Below are 8,063 nucleotides of genomic sequence, written 5' to 3'. Positions count from 1 at the left end.
TGGCCTGCTCCTACAGGATTTGAAACAGCCGGTCTCTTCCTTAACTTAACGACATTGCCCTGAGGGCTAGGGAGACAAATCGGCATCGTCTGGTGGATAAAACGACACCAGTTTCAGGCCATCCAGTTCCACCGGCAGGCGGCGGTTTTTGCCGAGCGTTAAAAAATCAAAACCCGATTCGGTGTTGGTACTCCACACCATGACCGCGTTGCCCTCCTCTACGCCTTGTTCGATTTGCGCCCAAATCATCTCCCGCACTTTGGCCGACAAGTCGCCGACATAAACCCCGGCGCGGATTTCGATCAACCACACCGCCAAGCGGCCGCGCAGCCTGGGCGGGACGTTTTCAACTACGATGACCAACATCGCCGATGCTCTCCGGGTTGGGGATGGCCGGGGCGATGTTTTCCTCGGCCGGTTTGGGCAGTTCCAATTCGCCGGCCGCCAGTACCTCTTCGATGGTGGGGATGATTTTGCGCAGGATTTTGGATTGGCGGAACACGTCGCGGCACATCAGTCGCACTTCGCGCTCCGGGTTGGGATAGTTCTTGGCGGCGATTTTGAAGGCGTGGGGGACGATATCGTCGAATTTGAACAGGTCAGCGATATCGTAGACAAACGACAGCGGTTTGCCGGTGTGGATAAAGCCGATGGCAGGCGCGTAACCGGCGGCCAGCACCGCCGCTTCGCAGATGCCGTACAGGCAGGCGGTGGCGGCGCTAAGACAACGGTTGGCGGTGTCGCTGTTGTCCCATTGGGTGTAGTCGTAATTGCGTCCGTTCCATTCCACCCCGGCCTGTTTGGCCAGCAATTGGTACAACTTCCTGACTCTGGCGCCTTCGATGCCGCGCAGTTGTTCGACGCTGCGGCGCTCGGGCGGTTTTTCGCCGAAACGGATTTCGTACATCTTGCGCACCACTTTCAAGCGGGCAACGTCGTCCAGCGCCAATTTGGCCTGATACAGCAAGCGATCGGAACGCGCTCCGCCCGGCTGACCGGCGGCGTAAAGCCTGACGCCGGCTTCGCCGACCCAGACCAGCAAGGTCCCTACTCTGGCCGCCAGCGCGGCGGCGTGATGGGAGACGCGGGTGCCGGGTTCCAGCATGATGCAGGCAATGGAGCCGACCGGGATATGGGTGCGGATGCCGGTTTCGTCGATGACGACGAAGGCGCCGTCTTTGACGTCGATCTGGCCTTTTTCGATGAAGACCATGGACACGCGTTCTTTCATGGCGATGGGTTTGAGGGGTGGGAGCATGCCGCAATTTTTAGTTTAAGTCAGGCAGTTGCAACAAGCGCTCGCTACGCCAGACCCTGATGACATGGATAATCTGATTGTCCAACCAATAGACAACACGAAAAGGTGGATGAATCAACTCGCGAATATGAGATTCGGAAAATTCAGGAACTGTGCGGCCAATCTCAGGATACTCCGTCAGGATTTCGAGATGGGAAATGATCTCGGTGACAAACTTATCGCCGATGTGTCCGACGCCTTGCTCCAAATAATAGGTTTTAATATCCGCGAGGTCATTGAAAGCCGAATCAGCAATCAGTAGCTTCATTTAGCCGATACCCAGCTTGGCTTTGACCTCCGCCAGCTCCATGACGCGACCGTTTTTGACATCCATCAAGCCTTGAGCAACCGCTTTCATGAAGGCGAGTTCTTCCTGATTCTTTTCATAGTCATCCAGATCCTGAACCACTGCTACGCCCCGGCCTCTGCTAGTCAACAACACGGGCCGGTGCGTTTCTTTTACCTGATTAACGACTTTGCCCGGATTGACTTTCAGATCGCTAAGGGGAATGACATCTTCGGAAAATTTGATGTTCATGGTGTTTACTCGGAGTGATTTTTATGAACTGATTTTAGCACCTGTTAACAGGTGCTGTTAGATTCTGTATATTGCCAAAAATCCATCGCCAATGGACTTAGATTGTCCCAAGTCTTGTATATCTCTGCGGCCATCCAATAGCGCGTGAACAACCATTTTGTTCTTATTGATCATCAATAAACCGGATTCGGCAGGTTTTCGGTCAGCAGTACCGGTATTTCATGCCAGGCCGCGCCGTTGCCGCAAACGGGCAAAAGCCTCTTTGCTGGAAACCGTTTTACCTTCCGCCAAACCCTGCTGGTTTTGTGCCAGCATTTTCAGCAATGCCAGGGTTTCCTGGGTCTGCTCGTAATCGGCAACCGACTGAACCACCATCGCCGCCTCCCCATTTTTAGTGATGACCAGCGGCTGGTGGTCGGTTTTTAACTTTTCGATCACCTCGGTCGCGTTGGCTTTTAAGTAGCTGATGGGTTTTATGTTTTCCGATGGTTTCATGTAGCCTTACTCGCAATAGAATAAATTCAGACTGAATTAATAGGCAACCCAATAAGTCAGACCAACAAGGCTTATTCGCCAGCCTTTGCCACTTACTCGCAAGGCTTCTAGGGTTAAACCCAAGCCAAAAAGGCTGGCCCGCAAGGTTCTCCGGCTTACGCGCGAACTAAAAAGGCTTGCGCACATGGACTTTAGGTTTAAACACAAGCCAAAAAGGCAGACTCGCAAGCTTCGGCGGTTTGCGTGCAATGCAAACCGCCTTGGCCGCAAGGCTTTTAGGTTTGAACGCAAACCCCAAAGGCTAGCTCGCCAGAATATAAGCCTTGCGCGCGAGGCAAAAAGCCTTGCACGCCAAGTTATCCGACTCAAACGACATCCCCAAAGGCTTGCCGCCAAGGCAACAATTCAAGAGAGTCCGGCAAGCCTCGTGAACGTGATTGCACAATGCTCGAGGGATTCCCTTTGCCGCTATTGCACATAACTCCGGCGCACCATCAGCAAACCGCAACCGAATGCCTTAGCCCGGCCCAGGCCGGTGAATAGGGTGTGACGGAATTTGTCGGCGTCGGTGATTTGCAATTCGCCCGTGAAATCCAAAGTGCTGATTTTGATTTGCCGCTTTTTGAAATGATGTTGCTGATAGCCTTGAGCCGTGACGGAAAGGATTCGAAAACCATTCGCTTCGCCACGTTCGTTCAGCCATTTTTGTCCCGCTTGCTGTTCCAGTTCCGCTTGCGAGTAACATTGCCGCTCTTCATAGCTCAGCGATTTTTTTAGCTGCATAACCACATCGTGATGAATCCGCTTTTTGGTTTGCTTTTCCGGCAATCCTTTAGCTTTGCGTTGCTCGGCATGTTCCAACTGTTCGGATTCGCTACGGTCCTGTTTGACCTGCTCTACCGGGTTGGCGCGCAGACTAAAGGACAGCAGATCGCCCGCTTTTAGTTTGGGCTGGAAAGGTTTGGTTTCGATCAGCCACATGTTTCCATCATGTTGCGGCTGATATTTGGACAACAAATAAAAAATCGGCAAACCATGGCTGTCAGAATCTTGCCGAAACAAAAAGTCCCGCCCTTGCTCGGGCTTGTCACGAAACAGCTGCCACAATACTTGATGTAACAGGTAATGGTTATATTGGGACAGCTTGGTAAATTGCGGTAGCTGGTTGGGGGCCACACGCAGACGACTGAAATACATCTTAGCCTCCCAACACATAAACAGGGCGGGTGACGAAGCGCCGCGTTTCAGCGAATAACGGCAGGTCGCGCACTTGCAAGGCATGGGCATTATTTAGCGGGGTTTCGCTGTAGAGCGTGCCACTGCTTTCGATTTGCTGTAATGCTTGCTGGGCATTGTCGGCACCGACAATCGCCTCGAATAAAGGTCGCTGTAAAGGACAAGATCGGCGTCCCAAATAGGGGGTGTACTTGGGCGCTTTTATTGCTACCAAGACTTTTGCCAAATCGTATTCCGCCGAATCTTTAAATGCCAAGGCTAAGGTAAATTCCGCGTCGCATAAATATTCACGCCGAGAAACAATCGCATCGTCACGCTTGCCGCCGTCGGCACGACGGGCGTTTAGTACCGTGTGGTAGTCGGTGATTTTGTGCAAAGCGACTGTCTTGGGTTTACGGTCGTCATTGAACTGGCGTTGTTCAACGTGTCGCGGATTAGCCAACACGGTTAAATCAAAACTGTCGTTCAGCTTTTTAAGCTGCTCCGGCTGTTGACGATTGATGCCTAAACATGCCCCCAACAAACCAACCACCGCGCTACGGGTTGGAAAAATCAGGCTGGGCCGATAATCTTCATAGGTATGCCCGCCCCAAGCCTGCATGGCTCCTTGGCATTTGAGAATTAAAAATTCCGGCATGATCAAGCCTCGCCGTCTTGTTTTAACCAGTTCTCAAGCTTGCTTAACGACGGGCAAGCCTTTCCATTCAATGCGCCGGTATCGTGCAAGCTGAAAAAAGCCACTTTGTCGTCTAGCTCATAGCCTTGATAAACGCGCTCCTTGTAGTTGATGAATTGCTCAATCGAGGGTTTAAGAAAACCCGATTTGCCTTTAACCGGCTCTTCAAAGGCGTTGGCTAACGAGATGGGTTGATCGCTTAATGCGACACAGACAAAATCCGCCGGATTGTCCGCGGCGGTACTGTTGCGTTTGGCTTCGGGAATCACGGTTGCCAGCATGTGCAAGGTATGGGCGGCAATTTCCAAGGCTTTTTCCCGGCTGGTTTCGCCTAGGTTTTCTTGAAGTTGCACCAAGTTTAATGAGGCATAGCGGTAAAACACCCCGGCGCTGAATTCCTGCGTGTCTAAATGCGCAGAACCGGTTTCTCCGGCTTCCTGGGTTAAATCGTCCACGGCGGTAAACCAATCCAAATCGCCGTCTACGGTGTGGGTAGTGATGACGTGGGCGACAGCAAGAGCGGCATCAATGGAAGTCATTAGCCCAGACGTAGCCATGCGACCTGACAAAGCAATGTCCGTAGCTCTGCTACAGGCTGTCATTAACGCAGTTTTGCTTGCTTCAAGTTCATTCTTGATTTTTTTCAGCATAAACTCGTCTTTAACTTCATCAGCCGATTTTCTTGGTTTTTTCTTACTTGGTTTACGAGCGTTTTCCTTATCCAAAGCTTTCTGTAAGGCTTCACTTTCCTTTTCGGTTAAATCGGTTTGATAGATTTGAATGATCTTGTCACAGATAAATTTAAATTCTGAAACTGACCAAGGCGCAACAGCCACTTTTTTGGTGTCAGATTTAGGCATTTCTTCCTGAGTGTCATCAGCAACAATTTCATCTTCGTTTTCCTCCTCACTGCTCACCGATTTGCTGCTAAATACTTGAATAGCTTTTTCTACCCACTTTTTTTCAATGCCATGGCCTTGGTTGTTTAATTCCTCATACATTTTTTCCGACAGTAATCCTAAATCTCTAGTTCTGATCGATTTTTCTGGAAAGTTTGCTTTGTAATAGCTAGATGATCGCATCGCTTGCTTCAGGCTTTGGCTAGAAATCCTTACTCGCCGCGTACCGCCAAATACCGCCGTTTTTTGCATCCCCATGTCATCGCGGTTCAAGCAGGAAGGGCTGTGGGACATCAAAATATGAAAATTGACAAAGTTTTTAGACATGGTTGCGGTTCCTATGCAGGTTGAATCAAGTTGCGTAAAAATTCCGGGGCTAAATCGGCGCCGTTAGCCCAAACGATGGTATCCAGCTCTTTATCCAACTTCACTTGGCTGAATAATTGGGTGTCTTTCAAGGGCTCGAACATTTCCCCCCAAAGCTCGTTACTTAAATCGACGACACCGGCAACACCATCGTTAAAGGTCAGTTTAAGTTGGTAGTTTTGTAGGTATTGAACATCGGTAACATGCAAAATCATGGCTTACTCCAAAGGTTGCACGGGTAATAAGGGTTGGCGGTTTTGGCAGCGTTGCCAGTTTTCCAATAGCTCATGCTGGTGTAATTCCAGCCATTCCAAGACATGTTGTAAGGCGCGTTTGGGAAATTTGCCTTCGATAACTCCGCCTTCGATAGTGACGATAATTTCGTACTCGCCATATTTGGCGTGAAAGTGCGGCGGTGCATGGTCCGACCAGTACATGGTGATAATAATGCCGAGAAAGCGGCTAATAATCGGCATCGACAGCCTCCTCGGCAGGTTGTTTGTTGGATAAATAAAAATCCCGCATCAACTGGCGTTTGCTGCCTTCACTGGCGGCTTTATCCTTGCCCCAATACAGCAATAGATTGGCTAAGTTAAGACCATCAATATCGGCGTCCTTGCATTGTTGGCACAAGCGCCGGAGCTGTACCAAGTCTTGCGGATATTCGGAACGCATGACTAAAAATAAACGGCGTTCGCTGATTTTCCGTTCGTTGAATACTTCTCCCAATGATTGACCGTTGAGTTTGGCAAACGGCAACAAATACACAATTCGCGCTATTTTGGGTAAATAGTCAAAAAATGCAGCGGCGTTGGCGCGTTCCGTGCCGTTAAATTGCCCCAGCGTTTCACCGATCAAGCGCAAAAAGGCCGGCGTAATCAACAAGTCATCCGGTTCCACACAGCGGCGAATGCTGGCTTTGTCGCCGTTGCTTAGAGCCTGATACTCGTCATACAGGGCTTGCAAGTAGCGTTGTTTGTCCTCTGGGGTTGGCGCTAGGCTCATGGGGTCGCTCCATCACTGGGTTTGTTTAAATTTTTTAGCTCATAGTCAAGCTTTCGGCGTGCCACCAACACAGGTTGAAGCATTTTGTCCTCGTGCTCATACGGACTTATCACTTGCTCGAAAACCTGTTCGGCCAGTTGTGAAAATCGCTTTTGATATCCCGCAAGATCATCAAACACGAGGTTGCGCAAAATGCTGTGCATGATGGTTTCCGAGTTGTCGAAATATTGCTGTTTGGCTTTGTTACGAAGGTTTTTGCGAAAATGGCCTTCTTTGCCTGTTTGCTGCCTGGGCTTGCCATCCCTGCGATCCTTAAACGTGGTTTCGGCTAAGTCGGCAAAATTACGAATGGCGGAATCGAGTTTTTGCTGGGTATTCAGGCCGATTTTGATCAAGCAATCGATTTCGGAAATTTTTGCGTCCCAATCCGTCGACAAGCTGTAAAGCTCATGTTTGCGCCCGGCCAGACTCTCGGTGGAACCACCTTTGATATAACCGCCTACTGCTAATTTGATACCGGCACCACGCCAGACTGCCTGATACTGCTGCACGACTAAGGCCCGGCTGTAGCCGCCGCGATTGATGTCGAGGGTTTTAATGTTCTCAGCACTGTAAAAATAACTGAGCATTTGTCCCCATAAGGGCTGATTGCCTTGCCCCGACAAATAGGGCTTTTCTTTGGGGTCGTTGGCTTGAAGCCGCAGAATGTCGATCGGTGTATGTGGATGTTGCCAGTAGCCTTTTACAGTGCAGGTTCCGGCTTCTTTATAAAAGCCGGTTACCAAGCCATTGCAGAGCGCTAATTTGACCTTGGCGGGCTGCCAAAATAGGCCTCTGGCTAAGCCGATGTGATGGGCTTGTTCCTCGGTAAACCGGCTATGCGGCGGAGTAATCCAGGTAGGTTCTGGTATCAGGACATCCAAAATCCCAAACGGCTCTAGGAATTCTCGACTAAGCACGTTGCACCAAATCGATTTTCTCAGCGATTCGCTAACGACCAAGGTAGTTAGCGGCATAGACCCCTTCAAACCCACTGAATAACCAACGCCACCCAAACTAAAACCATTAGTGGCCTGTTGAAATAAGGCAATAGCAGCATCACCAATTGGGATATTGGTTATTTCATCAGTTGTGTCGAAAAAAGCGCTAGATGTTGGGCTGGAACTGGTTTTTTCCGGCAAACCCATAAACAGTTTCTGTAAAGAAGCCCAATTTTTATCGCCTTTCTCCGGCGTAACGTTAGCCGTTTGCATAAACGGCGTTTTGGGATGCAGCAGATCAAACCAATCCAGAAAGCTTGCGATGCCGTCTTGATATTCGCTAACGGTCAATGGCTTCTGCCAGCGTTGTTTGAGGACTTTTTTATCGTCCGGCATGAAAACGACTTGTACCAGACAAACCAGCAATTGCAGGGTGGCCAAGTCCATATCGTCACGGAAGGTTTTGATGGTGCAATCCGGATCGTCGCAAAGCAGGGTTTGCAGCGAGATGCGTTGCTGCATGCCGGCAATTTCAACGGGTATCCAGTCGTCGGTCAGTAGGTTCATGGGT

At 50.1% G+C, this 8,063-nt stretch carries 12 protein-coding genes; all 12 read right to left on the bottom strand.

Translation table 11 applies throughout. The features are described from left to right. Positions 1–66: 66 nt before the first annotated feature. Complete coding sequence (gene cas2e, locus C2U68_RS20195) at positions 67–366, bottom strand: type I-E CRISPR-associated endoribonuclease Cas2e (RefSeq protein ID WP_140914273.1); 300 nt, start codon at positions 364–366, stop codon at positions 67–69. Continuing rightward, positions 347–1,258: a type I-E CRISPR-associated endonuclease Cas1e gene (cas1e, locus tag C2U68_RS20190; RefSeq protein WP_140914272.1), complete on the bottom strand. Its 912-nt coding sequence runs from the start codon at positions 1,256–1,258 to the stop codon at positions 347–349. Before cas1e ends, cas2e begins: the two co-directional genes overlap by 20 nt. Before the next feature lie 10 nt (positions 1,259–1,268). Beyond that, positions 1,269–1,565 carry a type II toxin-antitoxin system RelE/ParE family toxin gene (locus C2U68_RS20185; protein WP_140914271.1) on the bottom strand — a complete coding sequence of 99 codons (297 nt, stop codon included), beginning with the start codon at positions 1,563–1,565 and terminating at the stop codon, positions 1,269–1,271. Beyond that, positions 1,566–1,835 carry a type II toxin-antitoxin system Phd/YefM family antitoxin gene (locus C2U68_RS20180; RefSeq protein ID WP_140914270.1) on the bottom strand — a complete coding sequence of 90 codons (270 nt, stop codon included), beginning with the start codon at positions 1,833–1,835 and terminating at the stop codon, positions 1,566–1,568. Between the two features lie 219 nt (positions 1,836–2,054). Beyond that, positions 2,055–2,330, bottom strand: a complete 276-nt coding sequence (locus C2U68_RS20175) for a type II toxin-antitoxin system Phd/YefM family antitoxin (protein ID WP_140914269.1) — start codon at positions 2,328–2,330, stop codon at positions 2,055–2,057. 468 nt (positions 2,331–2,798) lie between these two features. After that, positions 2,799–3,527, bottom strand: coding sequence for a type I-E CRISPR-associated protein Cas6/Cse3/CasE (cas6e, locus tag C2U68_RS20170; RefSeq protein WP_186289690.1), 729 nt, complete (start codon positions 3,525–3,527; stop codon positions 2,799–2,801). A gap of 1 nt (position 3,528) precedes the next feature. Beyond that, positions 3,529–4,203 (bottom strand): type I-E CRISPR-associated protein Cas5/CasD, encoded by a 675-nt coding sequence (gene cas5e, locus C2U68_RS20165; protein ID WP_140914267.1) that lies wholly within the window; start codon positions 4,201–4,203, stop codon positions 3,529–3,531. Positions 4,204–4,205: 2 nt separating this feature from the next. Beyond that, on the bottom strand, positions 4,206–5,468 hold the full coding sequence (gene cas7e, locus C2U68_RS20160; RefSeq protein WP_140914266.1) for a type I-E CRISPR-associated protein Cas7/Cse4/CasC: 1,263 nt from the start codon (positions 5,466–5,468) through the stop codon (positions 4,206–4,208). A gap of 11 nt (positions 5,469–5,479) precedes the next feature. Further along, positions 5,480–5,722, bottom strand: coding sequence for a DUF2442 domain-containing protein (locus C2U68_RS20155; protein ID WP_064020977.1), 243 nt, complete (start codon positions 5,720–5,722; stop codon positions 5,480–5,482). A gap of 3 nt (positions 5,723–5,725) precedes the next feature. Next, on the bottom strand, positions 5,726–5,983 hold the full coding sequence (locus C2U68_RS20150; RefSeq protein ID WP_064020976.1) for a DUF4160 domain-containing protein: 258 nt from the start codon (positions 5,981–5,983) through the stop codon (positions 5,726–5,728). Then, the gene (gene casB, locus C2U68_RS20145; protein ID WP_140914265.1) at positions 5,970–6,512 is read right to left on the bottom strand and encodes a type I-E CRISPR-associated protein Cse2/CasB; all 543 of its coding nucleotides are present in this window, start codon (positions 6,510–6,512) and stop codon (positions 5,970–5,972) included. Before casB ends, C2U68_RS20150 begins: the two co-directional genes overlap by 14 nt. Next, positions 6,509–8,059, bottom strand: a complete 1,551-nt coding sequence (casA, locus tag C2U68_RS20140) for a type I-E CRISPR-associated protein Cse1/CasA (RefSeq protein ID WP_140914264.1) — start codon at positions 8,057–8,059, stop codon at positions 6,509–6,511. The genes casB and casA overlap by 4 nt, the downstream gene beginning before the upstream one ends. Positions 8,060–8,063: the final 4 nt, after the last annotated feature.

It is taken from the genome of Methylomonas koyamae (assembly GCF_006483455.1).
Lineage (GTDB): Bacteria > Pseudomonadota > Gammaproteobacteria > Methylococcales > Methylomonadaceae > Methylomonas > Methylomonas koyamae_B.
The sequence above is the reverse complement of the archived record's forward strand: the minus strand, read 5'-3'. Positions and strand labels throughout refer to the sequence as shown.

Excerpts from the sequence above, each read along its gene's own strand:
- C2U68_RS20150 (WP_064020976.1), bottom strand. The coding sequence starts at position 5,983 with ATGCCGATTATTAGCCGCTTTCTCGGCATTATTATCACCATGTACTGG.
- C2U68_RS20185 (WP_140914271.1), bottom strand. The coding sequence starts at position 1,565 with ATGAAGCTACTGATTGCTGATTCGGCTTTCAATGACCTCGCGGATATT.
- C2U68_RS20180 (WP_140914270.1), bottom strand. The coding sequence starts at position 1,835 with ATGAACATCAAATTTTCCGAAGATGTCATTCCCCTTAGCGATCTGAAA.
- cas6e (WP_186289690.1), bottom strand. The coding sequence starts at position 3,527 with ATGTATTTCAGTCGTCTGCGTGTGGCCCCCAACCAGCTACCGCAATTT.
- C2U68_RS20155 (WP_064020977.1), bottom strand. The coding sequence starts at position 5,722 with ATGATTTTGCATGTTACCGATGTTCAATACCTACAAAACTACCAACTT.
- casA (WP_140914264.1), bottom strand. The coding sequence starts at position 8,059 with ATGAACCTACTGACCGACGACTGGATACCCGTTGAAATTGCCGGCATG.
- cas1e (WP_140914272.1), bottom strand. The coding sequence starts at position 1,258 with ATGCTCCCACCCCTCAAACCCATCGCCATGAAAGAACGCGTGTCCATG.
- cas2e (WP_140914273.1), bottom strand. The coding sequence starts at position 366 with ATGTTGGTCATCGTAGTTGAAAACGTCCCGCCCAGGCTGCGCGGCCGC.
- cas7e (WP_140914266.1), bottom strand. The coding sequence starts at position 5,468 with ATGTCTAAAAACTTTGTCAATTTTCATATTTTGATGTCCCACAGCCCT.
- casB (WP_140914265.1), bottom strand. The coding sequence starts at position 6,512 with ATGAGCCTAGCGCCAACCCCAGAGGACAAACAACGCTACTTGCAAGCC.
- C2U68_RS20175 (WP_140914269.1), bottom strand. The coding sequence starts at position 2,330 with ATGAAACCATCGGAAAACATAAAACCCATCAGCTACTTAAAAGCCAAC.
- cas5e (WP_140914267.1), bottom strand. The coding sequence starts at position 4,203 with ATGCCGGAATTTTTAATTCTCAAATGCCAAGGAGCCATGCAGGCTTGG.